The following is a 24,847-nucleotide window of genomic DNA, read 5'->3' as shown; positions in this document are numbered from 1 at the left end:
GATGATATGCTAGCCCTTAACCGAGCCGATCATTAGCCCTTTGACAAAATATTTTTGCAGAAATGGATATACAAGTACAATCGGCAACGTTGTTATGACCATCGTCGCCAGCTTGATGGACTGCGAAGTAACGGACTGGGCGACAATCCCGGGTGCGGCAGACATCATTTGATTAGAGCTGGATTGGGCAACAACCCGGTACAAATACGTCTGAATCGGCTGAAGATCCGTATTATTGATATAGATCATTCCTGTAAAATAATCGTTCCACTGGTACACCCCATGAAACAACGAAATGGTCGCTACTACAGGCATCGATACAGGAAATACGATCCGGCAGAAGATGCTGAAGTCGTTAGCACCGTCTATTTTCGCCGCCTCCTCCAACGCATCCGGCAGCTCCCGGAAAAAAGCCATAAAAATAATAAGGTCAAAAAAGCTGAACATTGCAGGAATGATGTACACCCAAAAGCTGTCCAGCAGCCCAAGATCACGGATCAGCAAATACGTAGGAATCAAACCTCCACCGAAAAATAGGGTAATGGTGCCGATCAGCATATACAGCTTACGCCCGATCAGCTCTCTACGGGAATATGCATATGCAATCATTGCGGTAAAAAACACATGTACAATCGTACCAATTAGCGTCTTGGCAACCGTTACCCCCATCGCAGTCATGATGCCGCTGTTGGCAAAAACAGCCTGATAGCTATCCAGACTAAAGATTCTCGGCCACCAGTAAATGCCGCCTCGCATTGCGTCAGCTCCTTCGTTAAAGGAGTTCACCAGCACATACCACACGGGATATAAGGTCACAAAACAAATAACCAGCATGAAGATGTTGTTGAAGAAATCGAATATCGCTTCGCCTGCTGTTCTGCGTCGCAATAACTGCATACATCCGTCCTCCTTCAAAATAGAGAGGTATTATTCATCCGTTTGGTCACCGAATTGGCTATCAGCAGCAAAATGAGAGCAAGAACTGATTTTAGCAATCCCACCGCAGTAGAATACGAGAAGCGTCCCTGCTGAATGCCCACCTGATATACATAAATATCAACTACATTACTTGCACTTTCATTTAGCGAGTTACGCAGGACAAGAATTTGATCAAAGTTGGAGTTCAATATGCCGCTGACCGCTAAAATAAACAAAATGGATATTGTGCCCTTGATGGCGGGAAGTGTGACGTACCACATTTTCTGAAACCGTCCCGCTCCGTCAATGGTGGCTGCTTCGTACATGTCTGTAGATACGCCCGCCATGGCTGCCAAATAAATAATAGCTGACCATCCAAGCTCCTTCCAAATATCCGAGCTGACGACGATAGTCCAAAAATAGCCTGGCTCCGCTAAATAACTAATTGGCTGGTCGATCCAGCCCCAAGCCAGCAACAGTTGATTGATCATCCCGGTATCTGCCAGCCATGTGGTTAAAATTCCGCCAAGAATGACCCATGATAGAAAGTGAGGAAGGTACGAAATGGTCTGAATGGATTTTTTAAACCGCGTAGACCGGATTTCATTTAGAAACAGAGCAAATACAATAGGTAACGGGAACCCGATTGCCAGCTTGAGCAGGCTAATGCCCAGTGTATTTTTGACAATATACCAGAAGTTATCATCCTCTAAGAAGGCATGAAAATGTTCTAACCCCGCCCATGGTGCGCTTGATATAGTACCAATAATGTCAAAATGTTTGAAAGCAATCAAAATGCCGTACATCGGAATGTAATGGAAAATAATCATCCATACCACTCCAAGCAGTGCCATGGTCTGCAAATGTTTTTGCCCCCTCCATCTGCGGGCTAGTGACGTCCATCTCCCCGATCGGATCGGCGGCTGCGGCTGTGGCTGTGGACTCTTCCATCCTGTACTCATACAGAAGACCTCCCTTCTCCATAATGTAAGCACTTACATTAATTATTTTAGGGGCTTCTGCTTTTAATGAGTAGTACTGGATTTTTTGATTTTGGTGTCTAAAGTTCAGGTGAAGATAGGATAATACGCAAAAAAATTATCCCAGCCCTTGGATTTTCTATTTCTATTAATTTACGAAAAAGACTATCAGATGGTACGATAAGACTATATAGAATTCCAATCATTACCTATGTACCTAGATCAGGAGGATTAAGAATGGAAGAATTAGTTCGTTCGATTCAGAAACAGGTTCGGATTAAAAGGTTTGCCTGCTGGGCAGGGTTCTTCATGTTTGGCCTGTGTACTTTAGTCGGCGTGGCAGCTCAGGAATGGTTTATGACCCTCCTGGGGCTCGGGATGACAGTCCTATCGATTTATGGATTGACCATGCTACGCGGTATGACAAAGTTAAGTAAAGAGTATCAGCCAGGAAAGGGCTATGGTTATTATCGCCGTACGGCACAACAAAAGCTGCGTTATTTGACTTGGGGACAGTGGTTACTCGGCGGCTTTATCGTTTTGATGTTCTTTATATACCACGTCCGCCTTAGTGCTTTTCTTATAGCTATCTTGGGGATCTTGACCATTCAATTCAGTATCAAAAAACGAATTAAAAATCATCAGGAGCCCGACGTCACAGAGTTGGATGAGTTTGTACGGATGGGGATTGTCTCTCCGCATGAGCAAACTATTGGAGTGTATAAAGATTTCCTACACCTTAGCCATACGTTTCAGGGTAACCAAATTGTTATCGTTACTGACAAACGGCTGATATCTGTGTTTGTAGAGGAACAAGGACGTGCGTTGAAAACAGAAATACTACTTTCAGGTATAAACAAAGTACGCGCCATCGGTACGGGTTTTCAGGGTCAAGGTTTATTACTGTCTGTAAGCAACCGTGACCATAACGAGCTTCACATTCATATGGTCGGGAAAAACATTTACTTTTCGCCAGAGCAATTCGTGGGCTGCTTGCTACGAGCACTGGACGCAGCATTAAAAATTGGATCATACAGTACAGAAGAAACATTCCCCGCTTACCAACAGACAAGGATTTCATTGCATCCATTAGAACAAGGTTTGTTGCACAAGCCTACAACCGCTTAAATATTCCTCATAAAAAAAGCTAAATAGCAAGTAAGCTCTGATCTTCATGAGCTTACTTGCTATTTGGTTAATCAAAACATCCTACTTTTTACCATTCTCACTTATTAATGATTGGCTCCATGATAAAACACGGTGATGAGATCATGACTAGTAACAAACACCAGCAAACTAAACAGACTGAGCGACAACGGGCGTGAAATCAATTTTTTCATCCTTTAACACTCCTTTTAGAATAGTTATATATTGGTCTTGCTGTGTTGCCGTAGCTTGGGATCTGAAAATCTCAAATATAGCAGTACATTTCCTAAACTCATGCTCATGTTCCATACCCAGAGTATCGGACAGCTTGAGAGATTGCAGGATATAGCCCAACGCAACCCTAAACTGCCGCAGTTTTATATAATAAAGAGCCAACTGATAGCAGAAGCGAAAATAATATGAAACATTCACAGGCTCTTCAAAATATTTAAAATCCTCAATTTGTTCGGCAAATGATTCAAGCACGCGCTCCAAAGGATAGTCGTGTCTGGTCGCTCCCTCAACAATGGAAAGAAGTCCTGGTAACAGCTCTTCCGGATTGTCACGAAGAAATTGAACGTATTCCTGCAACATTTCGGAACGACCTGACAAAATATCAAGAGCATATAAATTAGCTCTCGCAGCATGGCGATAATAATCCACTTCTGCTTCTCCATATGGATCGAGACCATTAAACCAGCCTAACTCTGCATATTTTTCAATGCAGTCTCGGGCGGCCTCATACTTGCCCTGTTTTTGGAAGGCCATGCCTTTCATAAGATGACTGTAGCCGTAATAGTAGACTAACGGCCGTTTGGTATGTATCGGTTGTATAGGTTTCTTGAATGCTTTGTAGAGCTGCCACTCTTGATACTTCTGGTTGACGTGGTAATACAGCTGATCGCATAAAGCGATCATATGGGTACCATCCATAAACGAAAAGGACAGCTTAATCATGTTAACAAGTGTGTCTAGATCTGTGATGTCGGAGTGAACAAGATCATCCACCCTCCCCACCTCCTTGTCCGACTTTTGTACTCATCAAACAAACCATGATCTATATCCCAATCAAAAATAACTTAATTACGTATTTATAACGTAATTAAGTTATATCATGAAATCAAACATATGACAAGGAAAATTATAAAATATTCCAGTTTTCAAAATGTAGATCCTATAGAGCATTCATTTGTTCAGTTCCATATGAAGCAACGGAAATGCCCGGCCTGATCCATCCAGCGCAGATCGTCCTGTTTGTTTAAAGCCATAATGTCTATAGAAAGCATGCGCCTTCTCGTTTTGCTCATTCACATCTACTTTGAGGTGCGTCCCTTTTATTTTTTCAGCATGCTTGATAAGTCGGCTGCCTGTGCCCTGTCCATGCCGTTCTGGGTCGACAAACAGCATCTCTATTTTCCGCCCGTCCAGCCCGATAAAACCCGTGGGCTCCTGAAGTTCAGTACATTCTACCCAAACCTCAAGTTCTCTAAAAGCGCCGTTACTTACGATGTGATGGTAAAATTGAATGTCCTCTTCAGACAAAAATGTGTGCGTTTGGCGTACTGCCCGAAGCCAAATATCTACGAGTTGATCATGATTTTCTTCTCGATAAGCAATAATGTCATGTGGCACTGTATTTCCCCCTTATGCGAATATCCGTATAGTATGGTTTGCAGTAAGTCTAACATGTGTATTTAGCAGCATTCAAACACAAAAAGGAGGCGGATTCTTCCGCCTCCTTTAGGTTACAACCCTTTACAATGTAACACCATTTTTGAAGATAGCAAGCTCCCTGAAATTGTTTTTCTCATTATTCACCCAGGTTCCACTGGCTACGTCAATAATGTAATCTACAAAGTTGCGTAGCGCATCTTCCATACTGACATCCTCCACCAGTGAACCAGCGTTATAGTCGATCCAGTGAGGTTTAGCCTTATATAGCGGCGAGTTGGTCGACACCTTCATCGTCGGAACGAACGAGCCAAAAGGCGTGCCTCGCCCGGTTGTGAATATGACGAGCTGACAGCCCGCTGCAGCAAGCGCCGAAGAAGCAACCAGATCGTTCCCCGGCGCGCTGAGCAGATTAAGTCCCTTGGTCTTGAGACGCTCCCCGTACTGAATAACATCGGTGACCGTGGAGGACCCGGATTTTTGCGTACAGCCCAGTGATTTATCCTCCAGTGTCGTGATGCCGCCTGCTTTATTGCCTGGTGACGGATTTTCGTATACTGGCTGCTTATAATCCAGAAAATATTGTTTAAAATCGTTAATCAAATGTACGATCTTATCGAATACTTGCTCATCGGCAGCGCGCTCCATTAAAATCGTCTCCGCGCCGAACATTTCGGGTACCTCCGTCAGTACGGTCGTTCCACCCTGTGCTGCCATATAATCCGACAATCGTCCAAGCAGTGGATTGGCAGTAATACCCGACAGACCGTCAGATCCACCGCATTTCAAGCCGATGTTCAGCTCAGACAAAGGTACAGGCTCCCTTCGATCTTCTTGCACAGCTGCAAAAATTTCATGGAGCAGCTTTACCCCTTCCTCCACTTCATCCGACACCTCCTGGGAAAGTAAAAACTTCACCCGCTCCGCGTCATATTCCCCGATGGCTTCTTTAAATTCTTTCATTTCATTGTTCTCACAGCCCAAACCAAGTACTAGTACGCCACCTGCATTCGCGTGTTTCACTGCATCAATCAAAATCGTGCGCGTATGTGCATGGTCGTCGCCCAACTGAGAACATCCATAGTTATGCTTGAGCACAAGTGCATTTTCAAAAGGTGAGATATCTCCCACTTCCTGCTTGAAGCGGTTTAAAATGAGTTCGGCAATTCCGTTCACACAGCCTACCGTCGGCACAATCCACAACTCATTGCGAATCCCTACACGACCATCCTTGCGCCGAAATCCTTGAAACGTCCGACTCTCCTGTTCATAAATATGAGGAGCTGGCTTAGGCTTGTAAGTATATTCCTCCACACCTGTCAGATTCGTTTTCGTATTATGCGTATGCACATGTTGACCTGCCTGAATGGGCTGAATGGCATGACCGATGGGATATCCGTATTTCAGGACATGCGCACCTTCAGGGATGTCCTGCAACGCAATTTTGTGCCCACGCGCTACATCCTCCGCCAGCTCCACGCATTGTTCTTGTTGTGCTCCCCATGCCAGCGTCTCTCCCTGTTTGTAATCACGCAAAGCGACAGCCACGTTATCTTGATCATGAATTTGAATGAATTCCAGCATTCCAGTCTCCTCCTTGCTTATGCTCCAGGTACGCTGTTCCCGGTTAGAGAATCGAGCGTCTCCTTCATTCCTCTGCTTGTAATTTCATACACGTGCTGCGCCGTTTGTTCAGCCAGCCCTTCGATCTGATTCAGATCTTGACCCCACCATGTCTGTTTGCTGAGTACCTGCTCGGTCAATTGCTTCGCTCCAGCGAGAGATCCGTCATACGTACTCCACAATTCGCCAAACGTGCTCAATACTTCCGCTTCGTCGGCCAATGCAATCGACTCACCATTTCTGTCTCCCCGGTAAAATACGAGTAAGGATGCTAGCGAAAATACGATTTTGGCAGGCAACGCCTTACGCTGTGCCACATACTGTAGCAAGGATGGCAAGTTCCGTGTCTTGAACTTGGATACCGAATTCAATGCGATGCTCATGACATAATGACTTACATAGGGATTACGGAACCGTTCAATCACATCGTCGGCATATACATTCAATTCCGCTGCTGGCGAGTCCAGTGTCGGAATAATTTCTTCTCGAATCAACGACTGGATATATTCGCCCATAACCTTATGCTCGACCGCTTGCCCCACTGTATCCAGGCCATATAGATAGGCTACTGGGGTAAGCGCCGTATGTGCTCCATTCAAAATGCGCACCTTCCGTGTACGATATGGCGCCATATCGTCGACAATCAGTACATTCAATCCAGCCAAATGAGCAGGTAATTCTTCTTTAAGCCACTGTGGCCCTTCAATAACCCATAAATGATACTGCTCGCCCACAACAACCAAATCGTCCTTGTAACCCAATTCCGCTTGGATTTCATGAATCCGGTCTTTGGGATAACCAGGTACAATCCGATCCACCAAACTGTTGCAGAACGTATTCGCTTTCTCTAGCCATGCAATAAATTCGGCCCCAAGCTCCCATTGGTTCGCATATTTTAGCACGATTTCCTTGAGAGCGTCTCCATTACGGTCGATGAGTTCGCACGGAATAATGACCAGTCCCTTGCTTTGATCGCCCTTGAAAAATTGAAAGCGCTTGTACAGAAAGGCGGTCAGCTTGCCTGGAAAGCTTTTTTGCGGGCGATCTTCCAATTGATCCTCAGGTGTATAAGCGATCCCTGCCTCCGTTGTGTTTGAAACAATAAAGCGCAGCTCTGGCTTTTGGGATAATGCTTCATACTCCATGAATTCCGGGCCGTATGGATTAATACCACGAGTGACGCACTCCACAACGGTATGCTCTTTCATGGCTTTCCCGTCCTTAATTCCTTCAAGGATAACCGTATAGAGACCATCCTGTACGTTAAGCTTCTCCACAAGGCCTCCTGGCTGCGGTTGTACAATCACAACCCCTGTATTCCATTCTGCCAGCTTATTCATTTTGTCAATTTGCCAGTCTACAAAAGCACGCAGGAAGTTCCCTTCCCCGAATTGCAGTACCCTCTCGGGATGTGGTTCTGTAATGATAAAGCTTTTTCTGTTTAATTGGTCTAATTCATCTACATGTTTCATCTGGAGTAGCCTCCCACTAGTACCATAATGATTTCACCGTTATTTTATCACAATGCACACGTTAACAAAATAGTTTTATCAACATTTTTAGTTTAAAAAAATAATAATGACAATAATATGAACACGTTAACATATACGTTTATATAAAAATATGCAAGTATATTGTCCTTCTTGCGTTGTTTCGCACCTGTTCCAAGACGGTTAAGGCTAACTATTACCCTATCCCGAGACCTTGTTCATATATACATTTCAGCAGAATAGACGCAAGAAAGCACGGGCAGGATAACACTACTTACTAGGCAGGAGGAGCATCTATGAAGACAATCGCAGATACTATTGTACAAGTTTTAGTTAATGCAGGGGTCAAGCGGATCTATGGCATCGTTGGAGATTCATTAAATAATATAGTGGATTCCATTCGCAGCAATGGTCAAATTGAATGGATTCATGTAAGGCACGAAGAAGTGGCTGCCTTTGCAGCTGGAGCAGATGCTGATCTTAGTGGCAGCATTGCCGTATGTGCCGGTAGTAGCGGCCCCGGGAATCTGCATCTGATTAACGGTTTATATGATTGCCACCGCAATCGAGTGCCTGTACTTGCTATTGCGGCTCATATTCCAAGTGATGAAATCGGAAGTGAATATTTTCAGGCTACACACCCTGAGCATCTTTTTGGAGAATGCAGTCACTTTTGTGAGGTAATTACGACACCGCGTCAAATTCCAAGAACAGTGACCATGGCTATTCAGGAGGCAGTTTCACGTTCAGGTGTTTCCGTCATTGTTCTTCCCGGTGACGTAGCAGCTTTGGAAGCGGAAAAGGTGCCCACTCCTGAACATGTCTATCACCCCACAGCACCTGTCGTCCATCCGTCCGCTTCTGAAATTTCCCGGCTGGCCGAATATTTAAATAACGGTAAACGAATTACGCTGCTTTGTGGCGCTGGTTGTGCTCACTCTCACGACTTGCTTATGCAGCTGTGCGACAAGCTAAAGTCTCCCATGGTATCCGCTCTGCGAGGCAAGGAATATCTGGAATATAACAACCCTTATTATGCTGGATTGACGGGGCTGATCGGGTATTCTTCCGGGTACCATGCCTTGATGGATTGTGACGTCCTGCTCATGCTCGGAACAGACTTTCCTTACAGACAATTTTATCCTGAAGATGCGATTGTCCTACAGGTAGATATAGATCCTTCCCATCTCGGCAGACGAACTCCGTTGACGTATGGTTTATGCGGGGATGTAAGGGCAACGTTGGAAATGCTGCTTCCTCATTTAACGTCGAAGCATGATACCAAGCATCTGGAAAAAACCGTCTCCCATTATGCCAAGGTACGCCAGGAGCTGGACGATCTGGCGGTTGGTAAGCCAGGTCATATGCCGATCCATCCGCAATATCTCGCCAAGGTTATCAGTGATGCCGCCCAGGAAAATGCTATTTTCACTTGTGATGTCGGTACTCCCACAGTATGGGCAGCACGTTATTTGCAAATGAACGGTCAGCGCCGACTTCTCGGTTCCTTCAATCATGGTACGATGGCAAATGCACTGCCGCAGGCGATCGGTGCGCAAGCCACTGAGCCTGACCGACAGGTGATTGCCCTCTCAGGCGATGGTGGACTCACGATGCTGATGGGCGACCTGCTCACCCTAAAACAGCATCAACTGCCTGTAAAAGTTATTGTTTTCAACAATGGCGCTCTCGGCTTTGTCGAGTTGGAAATGAAAGCAGCCGGATTCTTGGAAAACGGGACTGAACTGGTTAACCCTGATTTTGGTGCTGTAGCACAAGCCATGGGACTTAAGGGCATTCGGGTTGAAGATCCGACCATGCTGGAGGATGCCATTCAGCAAGCATTGACTCATGACGGCCCTGTTGTGGTAGATGTGGTGGTGAACCGTCAGGAACTATCCATGCCACCTAAAATTAATCTTAAGCAAGCAGAGGGCTTTACACTGTGGATGATGAAAGCCGTGCTGAACGGACGCGGGGACGAGATTGTTGAACTGGCAAAAACCAATCTCTTTCGTTAAATACATGACGAAGCAGTGCTCATTTCAACAAAAAAGGGGCAGGAACAGTGCTTGAACATTGTTCCTGCCCCTTTGGGGCTTGCCTCTTTTACATAACAAAACTCAGCGTAGTCTGTCTGCCGTCGATTTCCGCTTCATGAGCGCGGTTTCCATAAATATAAGCTCGCCCTCATTGGACGGTGACTGAATTCGTTCCAGAATGCAAGCGGCTCCGCGCTCGCTAATCTGCTCAATCGGTCTTTTGACCGTCGTTAACGGTGGAGTCGTATACATTGAGAAGCCGATATCGTCAAACCCAATGATAGAGATATCCTCCGGTACTTTCAAGCCATTTTCAAATACCGCATTCATCGCACCAATAGCCATATCATCGTTAGAGCAAAACACTGCTGTCGGTGGTTCTTCCAAGGCAAGCAGTTGCTTCATTGCCAGACTTCCGCTTTCCGTATCATAGTGACCCTGCACAATATATTCGTGTCGGATCGGCTTACCACGATCAATTAATGCATTCATGAAACCCTCGCGGCGTTGCTGGGTCGACTTGAAGCCTTCTACCCCCTCGATAATCGCAATGCGTTCATGCCCACTTTCAATGAGAAAGGAAACAGCTTCATAGGAGCCTTCCTTATCATTAGAAATCACATTTACAATCCCAGCCCCAGACACCTGCCGGTTCAGTACAACTAGCGGAATGCCTTGACCTAGCACATGATAAATAAAAGAGTTGTCCGCTTCGCTTTGGCTCATCAGAATGATGCCATCAAAACGCTTGCGATGAATAGCAGAAAAATCAGCGTAATCGTCAATTCCTCGCACAAACAGATTGTAATCCACCCCAATGACGTTGTTAACTCCACGGATGGTATCCGCAAAAAAGCTGGAGCTGGTGCCTTCTGAAATACTGGTGAAAAACAGGCCTATCGTATGCGAGCGCTGGAGAACCAGGCTTTTAGCATTGTAATTTGGAATGTAATTGAGCTGCTCTGCCAACTCCATAATTTTGCGTTTCGTATCTTCTTTAATCAGCGGGCTGTTATTGAGCGCCCGGGAGACGGTTGTATGGGAAACATTAGCCAGTTTGGCAATGTCTTTAATAGTAGCTGCCATATACGTATCCTTTCCTTAGTAAGGCTCTAAAAAATTATATACTCACCATACCACAGGAGCCGCCCGGAAAAGAAGACCTTCACAAATTATACGCGGTTGTCCGCATGTCGACGCTGTAATTCTTGAACCATTTCTGCATGTCTGCTGTCCGTCAGTTTGTACATTTTACCGATTACCAGCATGGCCAATGCCAAGGCAACAGCCGGATAAAGACAAAGTAAGGCTTTGATTCCAAGCAGCGTTCCAGAGGATTGAATCACATTCGGTACATATCCTACAAGCGCCAGTCCAATACCCGATAGAAAGCCGGACAAGGATTGAGCCAATTTACGTGAAAAGTTAAATAGTGAGTAGGTAATCCCTTCCTTGCGCTCCCCGGATGACCATTCGCCGTAATCAATGATATCGGACACAAATGCCCAGGTAACCCCGTTGGGAATACTAATACCAATGAACGAAATACTCGCCAGAATTGTGAAAATATATACGTTGGAAGGCATCAAAAAGTTAATCGAATCGGCAATAACGCTAACTAGCATCCCTAAGATTGCTGTTTTACGTTTACCAAAACGCCGTACCAGTTTGGGCAGGAACAATACACCCAGCAGTGACGAACCGATAATAATAAAATTCATATACGCCATTAATTCTACATGTCCCAAATTATATTCGGCAAAATAGATCAACAGTGCGGACTTGATATTGTAAGCGGAAATGGTGAAAATCGTCATTAAAACGAGCACCAGCAAGGGTTTATTATTCGTAAAGGTGTGCACAATCACGCCTAAAGATAGCTTCTCTTTTGGCCCGGACTGGCTAATAATACGTTCTTTCGTTCCTCGGTAACATATGATGAAAGCGATCACACCAATGAATGACATGATCCCCATGACCACCGGATAGCCAACATGATGGTTAGGAAACAATAAAATAAGCGGCATGACCACGACACTGGTTACGAATAATGCACCTAGTGATCCCGCCTGACGGAAAGATGACAACGAAGCACGTTGCTGAGTATCCTGCGTAATGGCAGCACCCAACGAGCCGTATGGAATGTTTACAATAGAGTAACCAATCCCCCAGATCATATAGGACGCGTAGGCGTAAATGAGTTTGCCTGTGGGTGAAATATTCGGCGAAATAAAGGTAAGAACCGTAAGAATTGCTAGGATAACGCTTCCAACGACAAGAAAAGGTCTAAATTTTCCGCGTGTACCGATATGTTTGCGATAATCAACAAAGGACCCTACAATGGGATCACAGACGGCGGCAAACAGCTTGCTGACCAAGAAAATGCCTGCGGCGGCTCCTGCAGAAACCCCTGCTACATCCGTAAAAAATTTCAGCAAATACAACTGCCCCAAATCAAACATGAATCCGTTTCCAAAGTCACCCATACCATACGAAATCTTTTCTTTCAGGCTAATATGCTCACCTGTCTTGTTGTCAGTTTGGACGCTCTCCTGCACGATAGGCACTCCCATACCTACACACTCCTCTACACTTGTAATTATTTTCACATACTCATTGATATCTATTTTGGTTTTTAATTGCTCTTGCCGGGAGTTGGGTACAAGCTCCTAGCAAGAGCTCCTTTTCTCTGAAGTTAGTGAGTCCTCACTTTAGAATGTAGCGTCACTTACTATGAACAACCGTTGGGAAGTTAAAATATTGCTCGGCGTTATTGTAGCAAATATTTTGTACCACGGCTCCGAGCAGTTCCAGATCCTCAGGGGCCTTGCCCTCCTGAACCCACGTTCCGATTAAATCGCAAAGGATACGGCGGAAATATTCATGACGTGTGTAAGATAGAAAGCTGCGCGAATCCGTCAGCATGCCAATAAAGCGGGATAGCACTCCGTAATTAGCCAGCAGCTTCATCTGCTCCTGCATGCCTTCGATATGGTCATTAAACCACCAAGCGGTACCAAACTGGATTTTCCCTACTGTACCACCGGATTGGAAACTGCCTGCGAGACTTGCCAATACTGGATAGTCAACCGAATTAAGCGAATACAAAATGGTTCTTGGCAATCCTCCTGCCAGTTCCTGTGCGTCCAGTAGTGCTGCCAGTGGACGGGCGAGGGAACCATCATTAACAGCATCGTAGCCTGTATCCGGTCCCAAACGACGGAACATCGCAGTGTTGTTGTTACGCAGCGCGTGAATATGGTACTGCATCGCCCAGCCGTGTTCTGCATACTGTTTGCCAAGGAAGACCAGCACGTACGACTTATATTTCGCCTCTTCCAAAGGAGTCACACGGCCTTCCTCCAGCCCCTTGCTGAATATGGCTGCTGCTTCCTCCGGTGTTGTTTCTTCAAAAACTACAGTATCCAGCGCATGATCAGATACCCGACCTCCGGCAGCATGAAAATGGCGCACCCGGCTTGCCAGCGCATTCAAAAATCCTTCAAACCCGGAAACGTCCAATCCGCTGACTTCACCCAATCGAGCCACCCATGGCTGGAAGGTTTCACGATTAATTTCCAAAGCTTTGTCGGGGCGGAAGCTTGGCAACACAGCTACTGGGAAATCGGTCAGCTTGCTGATTTGTTTGTGGTATTCGAGATGGTCGGTCGGATCATCCGTGGTGCACACGACAGTTACCTTCGAGTTCACAATCAGATCACGTGCCCCATAGCCCGGACCCTGCAGCTTTTGGTTTACCTTTTCCCAAATCACAGGTGCGTTCTGTTCATTCAGCAACTCGTAGACACCAAAAAAGCGTTGAAGCTCCAAATGTGTCCAATGGTACAACGGGTTGCCGATCAATGTAGGTACAGTTTTGGCCCAGGCCAGAAACTTGTCATAATCTTCACCATCACCCGTGATCAATCGCTCCTCGACCCCATTGGCCCGCATAAGTCTCCACTTGTAATGATCACCGTACAACCAAGCTTCCGTAATATTCTTGAATTTTTTATTTTCATAAATTTCTTGTGGACTTAAATGACAATGATAGTCAATAATCGGCATATCCTTGGCATATTGATGATACAAGGTTTCAGCCGTTAGATTGCTCAACAAAAAGTTTTCGTCTAAAAACGTTTTGGTCATTACTTTCTCATCCCTTCTATAATCGTGTTTCTTAATTAATTGTTAACGTTAACAAAAATATTTGATCTCTACTTACCTTTTAACAATTACATTCTCCATAACATAGAAATCCACGTGGTTATACAGGATGAAAAAGCTATAATATGATTCCTGTACATCCTATCACGCTGGATTACTTCACCTTAAATTTAATGTTTACGTTAACAACAATTACATTGTAACCGCTATCCTTTGTGGAGGAAAGTGATTTTTATCATGTGAGCGGATAAAAATGATCTGCCCCATTTGAGGAGAACTGTTCTAAACCTTCTCGATGACCGAGACCATAAGAAAATTCCACAAATTTTAATTTCCGCGATAAATCAAACTTTGAAAACGTTTTATACGATTTTCTCTTTTTTTCTGAAAATTTCTTTCTTGAAAATACCAGTTATTGTATTATAATTGCAATATACATCCATTGATTTACATTGAAAGTATTTCATTAGTTTATTTCACACACGAAGAAGAAGAGGTGGTAGCATTGAGTACAAAAGTGCAAGCTGTTCAAACTAAAACTAAAACCAAATCCGATACAAAAGGAGCCGACCTTGTTGTTGACTGTTTGATTAAGCAAGGGGTTACGCATATTTTTGGCATTCCAGGTGCCAAAATCGATTCTGTTTTTGATGTTCTTCAGGATCGGGGTCCAGAATTGATCGTATGCCGCCATGAACAAAATGCCGCCTTTATGGCAGCAGCGGTCGGTCGTTTAACTGGTAAGCCGGGTGTATGCATTGTTACCTCGGGTCCAGGCGCGTCTAACTTGGCGACAGGACTTGTCACCGCGAATGCAGAAAGTGATCCTGTCGTCGCCATTGCAGGTGCAGTCCCAAGATCGGAACGCCTGAAACGCACACATCAATCTATGGATAATGCCGGACTATTCGAACCTATCACTAAATACAGTGTAGAAGTAGAACACCCTGATAATGTACCGGAAGCCATTGCTAATGCATTTCGGATTGCGACCTCAGCCCAGCCTGGAGCCACATTCGTCAGCCTGCCGCAGGACGTGTTGACTTCGTCATCCGAAGTAACAGTCATTGAGAAGGTTTCCCTTCCCCAGCTTGGGACTGCACCCGCCGAGCTCATCAAACAAGTCGCAGACCAAATCAAAAAAGCCAAACTGCCCGTACTTCTTCTCGGTATGAAAGCCAGCACGCCTGAAGCCACCGCTGCTATCCGTGCTCTTATTCGAGATACAGATCTGCCTGTTGTCGAAACCTTCCAGGCCGCTGGAGCCATCTCCCGTGAACTGGAAGACCACTATTTTGGAAGAGTGGGGCTGTTCCAAAATCAACCGGGTGATATGCTGCTTGGAGCCGCAGATTTGGTACTGACGATTGGCTATGATCCTATCGAATACGACCCAAAAAACTGGAACATCCCGGCAAATCGAACACTCATTCATCTGGATGACCATCAAGCCGATATTGATCATGATTATCAACCGGACTACGAGTTAATCGGGAACATAGGTCTGATTGTGAGTGGCCTCGCAGAAGAGTTGCCTACCTTAAAGCTACCTAAATCCTCCTGCGACCAATTGAATCGTCTACGCCATGATCTGAACGAGCAAGCAGCTGTTCCAGCCCACAAGCATGATTTTCTGATTCATCCATTACAATTTATTCGCACACTTCGCAGTCTGATTGATGATAACGTCACAGTCACCTGTGATGTCGGTTCACACTACATTTGGATGGCACGGTATTTCCGTTCGTATGAACCGCGACGCCTGCTATTCAGCAACGGAATGCAGACGTTGGGCGTAGCACTGCCTTGGGGGATTGCCGCTACACTCGTCAACCCCGGTCAAAAAGTCGTGTCTATTTCTGGAGACGGAGGATTTCTGTTTTCATCCATGGAGCTCGAAACCGCTGTACGTCTTAACTCACCGCTAGTGCATATTGTATGGAGAGATGGTACCTATGACATGGTCGCCTTTCAACAACAGATTAAATACGGCAGAACGTCTGGTGTAAAATTTGGAGATGTGGATGTTGTGAAATATGCGGAAAGTTTTGGGGCCACCGGATTACGCGTCCACTCTCCTGAAGAACTGGAAAACGTATTGCAGCAAGCTCTTCATACGGATGGCCCTGTGGTCGTTGATATTCCGATTGATTATCAAGATAATATCCAGTTGGGACGCAAACTGCTACCAAATCAATTAAACTAACTTTTACCGAGACTCTCTCGTGACGGTTTCGTGACAATTAAAGAGCAACACGTTATTTTTTATAATTTTTTTGAGCTATTTGTGTTATTTACTGAAACATTACGTTTATTATTGAAAAAGAAAGAAAATGAATGCATACAATTACAAAAGGAAGTGTATTACCATGACCGTTGCAGGACTGGAAACCAAGCAAGAAACTGATCATGATATTTACCAAACGTCCACTATGCTTGCTCTATTAGATGGTCTTTATGATGGAGTTGTTGCCTTTGAGGAGCTGCAAAAGCACGGGGATTTCGGAATTGGTACCTTTGATCAACTGAATGGCGAGATGATCGCGTTCGATGGTGAATTTTATCACTTGCTTCCAGACGGTACGGCCCATCGCGTAAAACCGGAAGAAACTACTCCGTTTTCCACCGTCACCTTTTTCCGCGAAGATTTCACATATACTATTGACCATCCCATGCATCGTGAAGAGCTGGAAGCTTTGCTGCTAAAGCTGTTTCCAAGCCGTAATCTGTTCTATGCCTTCCGTATGGATGGCACTTTTCGTGAAGTAAAGACACGTACTGTGCCTCATCAAGTGAAGCCTTACAAACCATTTATCGAAGCAACCAAGTCACAGCCTACCTTTACTTTTAATGACGCTTCCGGCGTGATCACAGGCTTTTGGACACCTGCTTATGCCCAAGGGATTGGAGTAGCCGGATTTCATCTCCATTTTATTAATGATGAACGCACTGGAGGCGGGCATGTTTTTGATTTTGTTGTCGACAAGTGCACAATCCGTATTTGTCAAAAATCCAATCTACATCTTGTGCTGCCCGATACACCAGATTACTTGAAGGCTAATTTGTCCAGAGTAGACTTGGAGAAAGAAATCGCTGTTACTGAAGGTGCACAATAATTACGCATATAGCTCATCAAGGTACGGTCCCTTAGCTAGACAATAAAAAAGCAAAAGATCACAGTCAGAAAATGAGGCTACTGCTCTCTGACTGTGATCTTTTTATGTAGGCAACATATATACACAATGCCGCTTATGCTCTCACTCCGGCCTACTTATTCCTCGATCTGGTCTAACTTATCAGCATAATATTGAATGGCACGGGAGTACTCCTGTAATGTTATATCTGCGGTCGTTTCAGCCAACTCCATGAGCAGCCCCTCCATGGCCTTCCCGTGTTCCCCCAGATTATATAACACCATAGCGTTGAATACCCGAAACGGTCTGTAATCCGGAAATTCGTTCATTCCTGTGTCCAACCACGCTTTCGCCTTGGCGTAATCCCCTAATACACGATATGTACTGCTTAATCCTAGGATGGCTCCTCTCCTGGAATCTGCGGCTAATGCCATACCTAGGCTTTTTTCATAAAAGGGAACCGCCTCCCTTTCCATGCCCAATACGTCGTGCGTCCAGGCTGTCTGATACCATAACTCCGCTTCTTTCGGCTCCTGCTCAAGGGCCTTTAATAAAAGCTCACGTGCTTCCATTGCCTGTCCTGTACGTCTTAGATCGCTGACTTTTGCAATCATTTGTTCCATGCTAATTCCCCGCTTTTTTCTTGACTATTTCCTTGAGATACATGTTACCCGACATTTGAATACGATGTAAATGGAGATTCTCAAATATAATGAAGAGCACAAAAAGACTCTCCGCTTAGGAGAGTCGTTATAGTCCGTTGTTACGACTTATTTAACCTTCAACGATGCTGTACTCAATATTTCCGCTACACGTTGCGTGTCGAAAATACGGGAAAGCTCCTCCACTGCTGTCAAGTACAGCAGGCCGTTGCCCTCCATCTTAGGAGAATTGCCGAGTGGAATTGTGCGTTTGATGAGTTGGGCGTATAATTCCGGTTCGGTGAGATCACGCTCAAAGCTCGCATTCGCCAGCTGCTTAATCAACGCCAATGCACCTGCTACGTGCGGAGTAGCCATCGATGTTCCGCTAAAGGTCGCATATTTCCCGCCCGGAACTGTGGACAAAATATCTTCTCCTGGTGCAACCAAATCCACCTCATTATTAGAATTACTGAACTCTGAGGCGTGTCTGTCAAAGTTGATAGCACCTACGCTGATCACTTCATTATAACAGCCAGGGTAGCCGAGCTCGTCCGTTCTGTCGTCACCGTCTCCCTCATTTCCAGCTGCACAGATGACCAGGATTTGGCTGGCTACAGCCTTTTTTACTGCTTCATGAAGCTCAGGCACATCCTCAGGACCGCCAAGCGACATCGAGATGATGTCTACCTTTTGCTCAATTGCATAATAGATACCTTGGATGATCCAGTCATATTGACCGGAGCCCTGCTTGTTTAGCACTTTGATGATGAGCAGATCTGCCTCTGGGGCGACACCTACGACACCATTCTCATTTTCCGCTGCCGCAATGGTTCCTGCCACATGTGTACCGTGACCGTTGTAATCCTTGAAAATTTCCGGATCACCTTCATCATCATCCGTGAAATTGCGGCCACCAATAATGCGTGCCTTCAGATCCGGATGGTCCGCATCACAGCCCGTGTCCAGTACCGCCACCTTTACTCCTCGGCCTCGAGTCTGGTTCCATACCGCAGGTGCCTGGATCATCTCCACCCCTCGCGGTATTTCATTCACTTGTTGCTCCTGCTTGATCACTTGGTAAGGAATGATATGCACTTTACGTTCCATCTTATTCCCTCCTTCATGGATTCAATTGGAAACCATCCGTCTTTGAAACTTTGAAAACCTCTACTGCATTCGAGGTTACTATATTCTAGCAATTTTTGAAAAGTTTGAACATCCCAATTTGCTTATTTTTGCAAAAAAAACAGACATCAACCAAATCAATTGGGAAATGTCTGCTCTAGTCCCTCTATGAGCCTTAGATTGATTCCGCTTGTAGCTCAGCCTTAGATAACAACGATTTGTGCTGCCATTTCCGGCCTTTCCAGCGTAAATAGTGAAAAATACCTCGTACCCATTCATCGCATGCATGTGCTATCCACACACCCAGAACACCATATCCCATATGAATGCCTAGCACATATGCTAGCGGGATTTTGATCCCCCACATTGAAATAATGGCCATCATTAAGGGGAACTGAACATCTCCTGCTGCTCGCAGGGAGTTAATGACCACGTGATTGAACACACGGCCCGGCTCCAGCAATATACAGAACAACAAAATCGCTGCCCCTAATTGAATGATCGCTGGCTCGTCCGTAAAGATTGCCATCACTTCATATCGGAAAAAGGATACAGCCACGATCACAGCAATCGTAATGACTAGTGACCATTTCAGGCTTCGTAAAAGTTGATGATATGCTTTTTCCTTGTCTCCTGCTCCAATCAGGCGAGCCACAATAATTTCGGTTCCCTCGCCGACGGCCATCCCAAATACCATAAAAAAATACACAATCGTATTCGTATAGAAATGAGTTGCAATCGCTGTTGTACCCATAAAGCTGACAAATCGGGTCACCATCATTTGACTAAGCTGATAAGAAAGCCATTCCAGCCCGGCAGGAATACCAATTTTCAGGATCGCCACCAGCTTGCTCCATTGAAGCTGTACATAATATTGGATACGAATCGGCGCACTTACACGTTTGTACAGCAGGATAAAAATCCACACACATGCGACGACGCGGCTAATAACCGTTGAAATCGCTGCTCCCGCCACTCCCATTTGCGGCAGACCAAACCAGCCGTATATGAGCAATGCATTTCCCACAACATGCAATATATTCATACCGATGCCTACGATCATCGTATCTTTGGTAAAACCATGCGAGCGAATGACCGGCCCTGCGGTTAGCATAAGGGCTTCCAGAAACAGCGAACCCCCTGCCAGCATCATATAGATTTCTGCATTTTCCTTGATGGTCGGAGTAATATGATAGAAGGATAGTAAAAAATCCCGGCTCACGATAAACATCAAACTCAGCGCCAGGCCAAATACCAGATTAAAGGTTAGTGCCGATGCGGTAACACGGCTTGCGTCCACATGCTTTTGCGCACCTAATAACTGAGCAATGATCACACCTACTCCAAGACCAAGCAGATTGAAGAGTATAATCGTAAATTCAATTAACTGTCTGGATACACCGACAGCCGATACAACCTCATCTGAAACATGGCTAAGCATGAACGTATCCACGCTACCCATCAAAATATGAAATAGCATTTCTATGAAGATCGGCCAAGTAATCGCGAAAACCGTCATCGTTTTAACGGCCTGCGCTTGCTTGGAGCCACTTTCCTGCGACAATGACATACTTCTGTATTCCTCCCGCTTCCGTATGTAAATCCAAATTTACCCATACATTTTTTGATAACGCTTACTTATTGGTAAAAAATCATATGTTTTTTATCATTTTTATAATATTCCAAGCGGTCCTGCAATTGTCCTGTGTGGAATTCGAACTTGTGTCCGTCTGGATCTGTAAAATAGACTGATCTTTTATCCTGTTCATTTCGCTCCCGTCCGGGCAGAATAGGGACATTAAGAGTTTTCAGCTTGTTAAGCATACTTTCAAAATCCGCTTCCGCTACTGAAAATGCAATATGCGTGTAGGAATGATGAATTTCATTTCTAGGAATATCCTCTTCCACATTGAGAGCCAACCACATTCCCAGGCAATCCAGATAAGCCAGCTTGCGTCCTTTAACGAGCAGTTTTCCATCTAGTACATTTTGATAGAATTGTATAGACTTCTCCAAATTAGACACCGAAAAGCAAATGTGATTCCATCCTTGTATGCTCATGCTTCCTATTCCTTTCAGCGAACCCTGTTCAGCCAGTAATTCCATGCTTCTGTATATTGGTCTAGATCTTCCGGATGATGGCGAATGCAGGTAGCTATACGAAAGTATAATCCCTGTAGCACTTCCCTGTTCAGCTCATATTCCCCTGTCATCTCTGGACTAAGCTTATCTACTGCCGGCAAAATGGTATCGATGGTCAGCCTATCCGGTGAAGAACAAAAGGCATATATCAAATCATACAGAGGTTCTCCCACCACTGGATCAGGGTCAATAATACCTGTCAATGTACCATTTTCGGCAAACACAAAATTATGTACTCCGAAATCGCCATGAAGCAAATATTTAATATTCCGCTGCGGTGATCCGGCCACAAGAGTATGGATGAACCGATGATTTTCTGAGGGTAAGACGTCTTGTATAATCTTTTCGGATTCTTTCGTTCTGTGGAGCAAAAAATCTCTCCATTCCACAAACGGATGATCCGAATAACCATACTTGCGTTCCTCTCGAAGGGATTTGTAGTGTGCAATGACCTCTGTCGCCAGACTGAGCAGCAAATCACCCTTATTTCTTTCACTATATTGCCTAGTGAACCCTGGCTTGAACGCATATACCAAATAACGATGCAGCGAATCTACATAAATCACTCGAGATAGCTTCTCAATCTGTGCATAGGTTAGCAAAAATTCTGCCTCGGCTTTTACAATCGCGGGATCATTTTGCTTAATGACATATCGTGGTCTGGTACCGTCCATGACAACAACCACTTCACTCGAAGTTCCGCCAGTCAGCGGTTTGAGATTTTGCATATGGCTTTCAAGCACGCCTGCTTCATACAGCTCATTCAGGATAAATTGAATGTCCATGTAAAACCTCCCTATGCATCTGATCCATAAATAATACGACAAATAATGCGGCTGGCGCTTCGGATTGCTAATCTAGCCCACCTGTTCGCCAGCCATTCTTTTCTTACAAATATATTTTTTCATGCTCCGCATAGATTTCAAGCGCCCGCTCCATCTTATGGACATAGGCCTTATCCTGACTGGTACATAGAAAAGTGACATGTCCCTCCTGCAATTGGCCCGTTGTCAACGGAGCTGCCAGTAAATTACGCTCGGACAGCACCTGTTTCAAGCGTTTGACCGTTCCCTGGCTCCCATCAATGAGCTGAATATGAGAAGGCAGCAGTTCTCTCAAAATTTCCTTATAAAATGGATAATGTGTACATCCCAATACGACCGTACCATAGACGTCTAAGTTAAACGAAGACAGCTTATGGTTAAAATAATTGAACAATTCCGTACGGTCAAAATTCAACTGTTCGCAATATTGTACGAGCTCCGGCAAAGGCAATGAGTCCACACTTCCGTGATCGTCAACTCTGGATACTAGTGCCGCATAACCGGATTGTTTTAATGTCAACGGTGTCGCCAGCACCAGAACTCTTTTACCATTGGCTCGGTTCATCTCGACCGCTGGCTTCACGGCTGGTTCCATTCCGATAATCGGAAATTTATATTCCTTCCTTAGCTCCGCCACCGCGATACTTGTAGCCGTATTGCAGGCAATCACCAATGCCTTAATATCCTCTTTTAGAATCGTTTGCACCGAAGCCTTGACATAACCAAGCACCTCTTGGGGTGTTTTCGTTCCATAAGGAACATGAAGCGTATCCGCCATGTAAACAAAATTTTCGTTTGGCAAACGTCTTAGCGCCTCAGACAATACTGTAATTCCACCCAATCCCGAATCAAAAAAACCTATCTTCAAGCTACTCACCTTTTTTCGTTCAACTATGGTGTTAAATCTTGATGGCACCATGTTCATTTCCTTCCTCGCCTATCCAAGCATACTCTTCATTAGACTTTACATTTAAATTTTACCGCAAAACTGATATTTTGCAAAAGAAACACGTAAATTTCACAGTGTAAAAAATAAAGCAGCTTTTCAAAGTAAATTTAATATAGAAGTGTTGACAGATATTATCTTTATATTGTAATATTACGTGGTAACTTACTAACTAAACTTACTTATTCAACTTACTTAGGGGGAAATAAATCATGTCTAAAGTATTATTTGTCAAAGCTAATGATCGTACAGCTGAAGAATCTGCAACAGTTAAATTGTATAACGCATTCGTGGAAAGCTACAAGTCTTCCCACCCATCTGATGAAATCACTGAGCTGGACCTGTTCTCCGTCGAGCTTCCTTATCTGAACGCTAACATGATCAACGGCACGTTCAAATCCGCAAGAGGCATGGAGCTGAACGCAGAAGAAGCTCGCCTGGCAAACATCGCTAATGGTTACCTGGATCAATTCTTGGCAGCAGACAAAGTCGTATTTGCTTTCCCGCTCTGGAATATGACGATTCCAGCTGTACTGCACACATACATTGACTACCTGAACCAAGCTGGTAAAACATTCAAATACACTGCTGAAGGTCCTGTAGGTCTTGTAACTAACACTAAAGTAGCCCTGTTGAATGCAAGAGGCGGCGTTTATTCCGAAGGGCCTGCTGCTGCTGCTGAAATGTCTTTGAACTTCATGAGCAACATCTTAACCTTCTTCGGTGTTAAAGACATTGTGAAGGTTGTACTGGAAGGGCATAACCAAGCTCCTGACCAAGCACAAGAGATCGTTGCTTCTGCCGTACAACGTGCAGTAGACGCAGCAAAATCGTTCTAATTATATATATGAAAAAAAGAGGATGTCCGCACCCTTTACGGGATGGAAATCCTCTTTTTTTTGCTACAAAATACAAAAACACGTGCTCCCCTGATCTGTGATCAAGTAAGAAGCACGTGTCTGTATGAGCTTACCTCTATTTAAGGAATGAACTGCTGCACGATTTTTACAACCCTACCGTCACGAAGCGTAACATGGTATGGAAATTGGCTGAGGTCCAGAACATCCTTTTTAGCAAAATCCTTCTCAAACTGTGCCAAAGGAATGGATTCGTTCCATTGCACGTCTGTGTCTTCTATATTCCCTGTGTGGTCATAAATCTGCACCTCTACCGTAGCATCTGGTGCAACCTGATACACGTCATTTTGTACGGAATTGTTTACGATGTAGTAGCCATCCGGCGCTCCATCCAATCCTGTATTTCCTTCATGCTCCACAAATGCTTTGTCTGCTGCTGCGCCTTCATACCATTCAATCGGGTCTGCTGACAAATAAATTTGTCCATCGCGAATGTCCATTTGGTTTATATATACGGTCTCCTGATTTTCAGCAGCTGCTACAGGTGTGTAGCCTTGCGCTGTTGCCCCTGCCGTCGTAATCAGCATCATCATCAAAGTCAATACGGTCCATTTCGAAGCTAATTTCATCATGTCTGATCTCTCCTTGCCGTTTGGGTATGTACACGGTGTCTGTAAGCTTCATTACCCTTGTGTACCTATCATAAACTTTGAACGGTTAAAAAGTGTATCAGATACATAAAAAATAAGTTACGATTTTTTAAGACTTGGTCTTAAAACTTGATGACATGTCCTAATTTACCTTTGTTATTTTAGTAATCCCACCTGACGTGCCTGTTCCTCGGTGAGAATAAACTCTTCATTTTGCCATACCTCGTCCTCTTTGGTTACAGCAAACATCCCCATAATCTCTGTCCAGATTCCTTTGTCGGCGGCTTCCTTTTGTGTAATGATTATTTTCATATGAATCCCATCCTCCTCAAGAATGCGTGCAATGTGTAGCCCACTGCGCAAACAGATGGTTTCTCCGATCGCTACTCCAAATCCAACTGCCCGCTTCGTTACTCAGCTTATCCTTGCCATTATCATCTTTCATGAATTTATCCAAAACAACAACGATCTAACAAACTGATACCAAT

Annotated in this window: 22 protein-coding genes; 5 read left to right on the top strand and 17 right to left on the bottom strand. The window is 44.7% G+C overall.

The window, feature by feature from the left end:
* Nucleotides 1-9 precede the first annotated feature (9 nt).
* Nucleotides 10-897, bottom strand: a complete 888-nt coding sequence (locus ACH59B_RS10905) for a carbohydrate ABC transporter permease (RefSeq protein ID WP_045243823.1) — start codon at nucleotides 895-897, stop codon at nucleotides 10-12.
* 14 nt (nucleotides 898-911) lie between these two features.
* Nucleotides 912-1,880, bottom strand: coding sequence for a sugar ABC transporter permease (locus ACH59B_RS10900; protein ID WP_045243824.1), 969 nt, complete (start codon nucleotides 1,878-1,880; stop codon nucleotides 912-914).
* 255 nt (nucleotides 1,881-2,135) lie between these two features.
* On the opposite strand from ACH59B_RS10900, the gene ACH59B_RS10895 reads away from it, so the two are divergent.
* The gene (locus ACH59B_RS10895) at nucleotides 2,136-3,026 is read left to right on the top strand and encodes a hypothetical protein (RefSeq protein WP_045243825.1); all 891 of its coding nucleotides are present in this window, start codon (nucleotides 2,136-2,138) and stop codon (nucleotides 3,024-3,026) included.
* A 168-nt stretch (nucleotides 3,027-3,194) separates the two neighbouring features.
* Here the strand turns inward: ACH59B_RS10895 and ACH59B_RS10890 are convergent, their stop codons facing one another.
* The 4 genes from ACH59B_RS10890 to ACH59B_RS10875 all read right to left on the bottom strand — a co-directional run bounded on the left by ACH59B_RS10890 (nucleotide 3,195) and on the right by ACH59B_RS10875 (nucleotide 7,810).
* Complete coding sequence (locus ACH59B_RS10890) at nucleotides 3,195-4,052, bottom strand: DNA-binding protein (protein ID WP_016821078.1); 858 nt, start codon at nucleotides 4,050-4,052, stop codon at nucleotides 3,195-3,197.
* A gap of 177 nt (nucleotides 4,053-4,229) precedes the next feature.
* Nucleotides 4,230-4,676: an acetyltransferase gene (locus ACH59B_RS10885; RefSeq protein WP_045243826.1), complete on the bottom strand. Its 447-nt coding sequence runs from the start codon at nucleotides 4,674-4,676 to the stop codon at nucleotides 4,230-4,232.
* Between the two features lie 123 nt (nucleotides 4,677-4,799).
* Complete coding sequence (locus ACH59B_RS10880; RefSeq protein WP_016821076.1) at nucleotides 4,800-6,299, bottom strand: UxaA family hydrolase; 1,500 nt, start codon at nucleotides 6,297-6,299, stop codon at nucleotides 4,800-4,802.
* Nucleotides 6,300-6,316: 17 nt separating this feature from the next.
* Nucleotides 6,317-7,810, bottom strand: a complete 1,494-nt coding sequence (locus ACH59B_RS10875) for a tagaturonate reductase (RefSeq protein ID WP_017428346.1) — start codon at nucleotides 7,808-7,810, stop codon at nucleotides 6,317-6,319.
* A gap of 314 nt (nucleotides 7,811-8,124) precedes the next feature.
* Here ACH59B_RS10875 and poxB point away from each other — a divergent pair, with 314 nt between their 5' ends.
* Complete coding sequence (gene poxB, locus ACH59B_RS10870; RefSeq protein WP_045243828.1) at nucleotides 8,125-9,849, top strand: ubiquinone-dependent pyruvate dehydrogenase; 1,725 nt, start codon at nucleotides 8,125-8,127, stop codon at nucleotides 9,847-9,849.
* 102 nt (nucleotides 9,850-9,951) lie between these two features.
* On the opposite strand, the gene ACH59B_RS10865 is transcribed toward poxB, so the two are convergent.
* The 3 genes from ACH59B_RS10865 to uxaC form a co-directional block, all read right to left on the bottom strand.
* Nucleotides 9,952-10,956: a LacI family DNA-binding transcriptional regulator gene (locus ACH59B_RS10865; RefSeq protein ID WP_404303718.1), complete on the bottom strand. Its 1,005-nt coding sequence runs from the start codon at nucleotides 10,954-10,956 to the stop codon at nucleotides 9,952-9,954.
* A gap of 86 nt (nucleotides 10,957-11,042) precedes the next feature.
* Complete coding sequence (locus ACH59B_RS10860) at nucleotides 11,043-12,443, bottom strand: MFS transporter (RefSeq protein WP_016821072.1); 1,401 nt, start codon at nucleotides 12,441-12,443, stop codon at nucleotides 11,043-11,045.
* A 151-nt stretch (nucleotides 12,444-12,594) separates the two neighbouring features.
* Nucleotides 12,595-14,019: a glucuronate isomerase gene (gene uxaC, locus ACH59B_RS10855; RefSeq protein ID WP_404303716.1), complete on the bottom strand. Its 1,425-nt coding sequence runs from the start codon at nucleotides 14,017-14,019 to the stop codon at nucleotides 12,595-12,597.
* Between the two features lie 514 nt (nucleotides 14,020-14,533).
* On the opposite strand from uxaC, the gene alsS reads away from it, so the two are divergent.
* Entirely contained in the window at nucleotides 14,534-16,243 is a 1,710-nt protein-coding gene (gene alsS / locus ACH59B_RS10850; RefSeq protein ID WP_181323677.1) for an acetolactate synthase AlsS, read from the top strand.
* Nucleotides 16,244-16,406: 163 nt separating this feature from the next.
* On the top strand, nucleotides 16,407-17,153 hold the full coding sequence (gene budA, locus ACH59B_RS10845; RefSeq protein WP_016821069.1) for an acetolactate decarboxylase: 747 nt from the start codon (nucleotides 16,407-16,409) through the stop codon (nucleotides 17,151-17,153).
* 155 nt (nucleotides 17,154-17,308) lie between these two features.
* Here the strand turns inward: budA and ACH59B_RS10840 are convergent, their stop codons facing one another.
* The 6 genes from ACH59B_RS10840 to murI form a co-directional block, all read right to left on the bottom strand.
* On the bottom strand, nucleotides 17,309-17,794 hold the full coding sequence (locus tag ACH59B_RS10840) for a tetratricopeptide repeat protein (protein ID WP_174820812.1): 486 nt from the start codon (nucleotides 17,792-17,794) through the stop codon (nucleotides 17,309-17,311).
* A 147-nt stretch (nucleotides 17,795-17,941) separates the two neighbouring features.
* Nucleotides 17,942-18,922 carry a S8 family peptidase gene (locus tag ACH59B_RS10835; protein ID WP_090887095.1) on the bottom strand — a complete coding sequence of 327 codons (981 nt, stop codon included), beginning with the start codon at nucleotides 18,920-18,922 and terminating at the stop codon, nucleotides 17,942-17,944.
* 193 nt (nucleotides 18,923-19,115) lie between these two features.
* Nucleotides 19,116-20,510: an MATE family efflux transporter gene (locus ACH59B_RS10830; protein ID WP_019687056.1), complete on the bottom strand. Its 1,395-nt coding sequence runs from the start codon at nucleotides 20,508-20,510 to the stop codon at nucleotides 19,116-19,118.
* 68 nt (nucleotides 20,511-20,578) lie between these two features.
* Nucleotides 20,579-21,001, bottom strand: a complete 423-nt coding sequence (gene fosB / locus ACH59B_RS10825) for a metallothiol transferase FosB (protein WP_017428341.1) — start codon at nucleotides 20,999-21,001, stop codon at nucleotides 20,579-20,581.
* A 14-nt stretch (nucleotides 21,002-21,015) separates the two neighbouring features.
* Nucleotides 21,016-21,867 (bottom strand): aminoglycoside phosphotransferase family protein, encoded by an 852-nt coding sequence (locus tag ACH59B_RS10820; RefSeq protein WP_222821740.1) that lies wholly within the window; start codon nucleotides 21,865-21,867, stop codon nucleotides 21,016-21,018.
* 103 nt (nucleotides 21,868-21,970) lie between these two features.
* A complete protein-coding gene (gene murI, locus ACH59B_RS10815) occupies nucleotides 21,971-22,825 on the bottom strand; it encodes a glutamate racemase (protein ID WP_045243833.1) in 855 nt (284 codons plus the stop codon).
* Nucleotides 22,826-23,064: 239 nt separating this feature from the next.
* Here murI and ACH59B_RS10810 point away from each other — a divergent pair, with 239 nt between their 5' ends.
* Nucleotides 23,065-23,691 carry an FMN-dependent NADH-azoreductase gene (locus ACH59B_RS10810; RefSeq protein WP_031463358.1) on the top strand — a complete coding sequence of 209 codons (627 nt, stop codon included), beginning with the start codon at nucleotides 23,065-23,067 and terminating at the stop codon, nucleotides 23,689-23,691.
* Between the two features lie 140 nt (nucleotides 23,692-23,831).
* On the opposite strand, the gene ACH59B_RS10805 is transcribed toward ACH59B_RS10810, so the two are convergent.
* The gene (locus ACH59B_RS10805; RefSeq protein ID WP_019687054.1) at nucleotides 23,832-24,341 is read right to left on the bottom strand and encodes a hypothetical protein; all 510 of its coding nucleotides are present in this window, start codon (nucleotides 24,339-24,341) and stop codon (nucleotides 23,832-23,834) included.
* A 174-nt stretch (nucleotides 24,342-24,515) separates the two neighbouring features.
* Nucleotides 24,516-24,671 (bottom strand): hypothetical protein, encoded by a 156-nt coding sequence (locus ACH59B_RS10800; protein ID WP_013370850.1) that lies wholly within the window; start codon nucleotides 24,669-24,671, stop codon nucleotides 24,516-24,518.
* Between the last annotated feature and the right edge of the window lie 176 nt (nucleotides 24,672-24,847).

The organism is Paenibacillus sp. DP01 (assembly GCF_044784315.1).
In the GTDB taxonomy this organism is placed as follows: domain Bacteria; phylum Bacillota; class Bacilli; order Paenibacillales; family Paenibacillaceae; genus Paenibacillus; species Paenibacillus polymyxa.
The sequence above is the reverse complement of the archived record's forward strand: the minus strand, read 5'-3'. Positions and strand labels throughout refer to the sequence as shown.

Excerpts from the sequence above, each read along its gene's own strand:
- ACH59B_RS10905 (WP_045243823.1), bottom strand. The coding sequence starts at position 897 with ATGCAGTTATTGCGACGCAGAACAGCAGGCGAAGCGATATTCGATTTC.
- ACH59B_RS10865 (WP_404303718.1), bottom strand. The coding sequence starts at position 10,956 with ATGGCAGCTACTATTAAAGACATTGCCAAACTGGCTAATGTTTCCCAT.
- ACH59B_RS10820 (WP_222821740.1), bottom strand. The coding sequence starts at position 21,867 with ATGGACATTCAATTTATCCTGAATGAGCTGTATGAAGCAGGCGTGCTT.
- ACH59B_RS10810 (WP_031463358.1), top strand. The coding sequence starts at position 23,065 with ATGTCTAAAGTATTATTTGTCAAAGCTAATGATCGTACAGCTGAAGAA.
- ACH59B_RS10895 (WP_045243825.1), top strand. The coding sequence starts at position 2,136 with ATGGAAGAATTAGTTCGTTCGATTCAGAAACAGGTTCGGATTAAAAGG.
- ACH59B_RS10840 (WP_174820812.1), bottom strand. The coding sequence starts at position 17,794 with ATGGAACAAATGATTGCAAAAGTCAGCGATCTAAGACGTACAGGACAG.
- poxB (WP_045243828.1), top strand. The coding sequence starts at position 8,125 with ATGAAGACAATCGCAGATACTATTGTACAAGTTTTAGTTAATGCAGGG.
- ACH59B_RS10800 (WP_013370850.1), bottom strand. The coding sequence starts at position 24,671 with ATGAAAATAATCATTACACAAAAGGAAGCCGCCGACAAAGGAATCTGG.
- ACH59B_RS10875 (WP_017428346.1), bottom strand. The coding sequence starts at position 7,810 with ATGAAACATGTAGATGAATTAGACCAATTAAACAGAAAAAGCTTTATC.
- fosB (WP_017428341.1), bottom strand. The coding sequence starts at position 21,001 with ATGAGCATACAAGGATGGAATCACATTTGCTTTTCGGTGTCTAATTTG.
- ACH59B_RS10830 (WP_019687056.1), bottom strand. The coding sequence starts at position 20,510 with ATGTCATTGTCGCAGGAAAGTGGCTCCAAGCAAGCGCAGGCCGTTAAA.
- uxaC (WP_404303716.1), bottom strand. The coding sequence starts at position 14,019 with ATGACCAAAACGTTTTTAGACGAAAACTTTTTGTTGAGCAATCTAACG.
- murI (WP_045243833.1), bottom strand. The coding sequence starts at position 22,825 with ATGGTGCCATCAAGATTTAACACCATAGTTGAACGAAAAAAGGTGAGT.
- ACH59B_RS10860 (WP_016821072.1), bottom strand. The coding sequence starts at position 12,443 with ATGGGAGTGCCTATCGTGCAGGAGAGCGTCCAAACTGACAACAAGACA.
- budA (WP_016821069.1), top strand. The coding sequence starts at position 16,407 with ATGACCGTTGCAGGACTGGAAACCAAGCAAGAAACTGATCATGATATT.
- ACH59B_RS10835 (WP_090887095.1), bottom strand. The coding sequence starts at position 18,922 with ATGGAACGTAAAGTGCATATCATTCCTTACCAAGTGATCAAGCAGGAG.
- ACH59B_RS10900 (WP_045243824.1), bottom strand. The coding sequence starts at position 1,880 with ATGAGTACAGGATGGAAGAGTCCACAGCCACAGCCGCAGCCGCCGATC.
- ACH59B_RS10805 (WP_019687054.1), bottom strand. The coding sequence starts at position 24,341 with ATGATGAAATTAGCTTCGAAATGGACCGTATTGACTTTGATGATGATG.
- ACH59B_RS10880 (WP_016821076.1), bottom strand. The coding sequence starts at position 6,299 with ATGCTGGAATTCATTCAAATTCATGATCAAGATAACGTGGCTGTCGCT.